Origin of the sequence: Flavobacterium sp. GCM10022190 (assembly GCF_042656445.1) — a bacterium.
GTDB lineage: Bacteria > Bacteroidota > Bacteroidia > Flavobacteriales > Flavobacteriaceae > Flavobacterium > Flavobacterium nitratireducens.
In genome coordinates this window covers 1-1,409 of sequence record NZ_JBHSOQ010000010.1, presented here as the reverse complement: position 1 = coordinate 1,409, position 1,409 = coordinate 1, and the positions used below count along the sequence as shown (strand labels likewise).

Below are 1,409 nucleotides of genomic sequence, written 5' to 3'. Positions count from 1 at the left end.
GTCACGCTTATCCCGAAGTTACGCGTGCAATTTGCCGAGTTCCTTCAGCATAGTTCTCTCAAGCGCCTTGGTATGCTCTACCAGTCCACCTGTGTCGGTTTCGGGTACGGTCTCTGTTGGAGTTATTTCCAGGAACAACTTCGCTGCCAGGAGCAATCCAATAAGCCCTGACAACTTACGTCATTCGTCACTTCCAACTGGCCCAGGAATATTTACCTGGTTCCCATCGACTACGCCTTTCGGCCTCGCCTTAGGGGCCGGCTAACCCTGCGCAGATTAACTTTACGCAGGAACCCTTGGACTTTCGGCGAGAGTGTCTCTCACACTCTTTGTCGCTACTCATGTCAGCATTCTCACTTCCGATACCTCCAGCCAGCCTCACGGCTGACCTTCACAGGCTTACGGAACGCTCCGCTACCGCGTGCTTGCGCACACCCATACCTTCGGCGAACGGCTTGAGCCCCGTTACATTTTCCGCGCAGGATCGCTTGACCAGTGAGCTGTTACGCTTTCTTTAAATGATGGCTGCTTCTAAGCCAACATCCTGGTTGTCAAAGCAATCCCACATCGTTTCCCACTTAGCCGTTACTTGGGGGCCTTAGATGATGGTTAGGGTTGTTTCCCTTTTCACGACGGACGTTAGCACCCGCCGTGTGTCTGCCAGATAGTTCTCTTGGGTATTCGGAGTTTGGTTAGAATTGGTACAGCTCGCGCCGCCCGCATCCATCCAGTGCTCTACCCCCCAAGGAATTCGTCTGACGCTCTACCTAAATAGATTTCGCGGAGAACCAGCTATGTCCAGGTTTGATTGGCCTTTCACCCCTACCCACAGGTCATCCCAGACCTTTTCAACGGGCACGGGTTCGGTCCTCCAGCTGGTGTTACCCAGCCTTCAACCTGCTCATGGATAGATCACCTGGTTTCGGGTCGTCATGCGACGTACTTATTCGCCCTATTCAGACTCGCTTTCGCTACGCCTACACCTAACGGCTTAAGCTTGCACGGCACATGAAGTCGCTGACCCATTATACAAAAGGTACGCCGTCACCACGCGTGGTGGCTCCGACTGCTTGTAGGCTTCCGATTTCAGGTTCTATTTCACTCCCCTCGTCGGGGTGCTTTTCACCTTTCCCTCACGGTACTTGTTCACTATCGGTCACTGAGGAGTACTTAGGCTTGGAGGATGGTCCCCCCATGTTCAGACAGGATTTCACGTGTCCCGCCCTACTCGAGTCTGTCGCTAATTGACGCCTACGGGGCTATCACCCGCTATGGCCGACCTTTCCAGATCGTTCGGCTTTATGTCACGACAGCACTGGCCTGGTCCCGGTTCGCTCGCCACTACTACGGGAGTCTCGGTTGATGTCCTTTCCTCCGGGTACTGAGATGTTTCAGTTCCCCGGGTTCGC

1 rRNA gene is annotated in these 1,409 nt (G+C 54.1%); it reads right to left on the bottom strand.

From position 1 onward, the window contains the following. Positions 1–1,409 (bottom strand): 23S ribosomal RNA (locus ACFPTQ_RS16030); the annotation flags it as partial.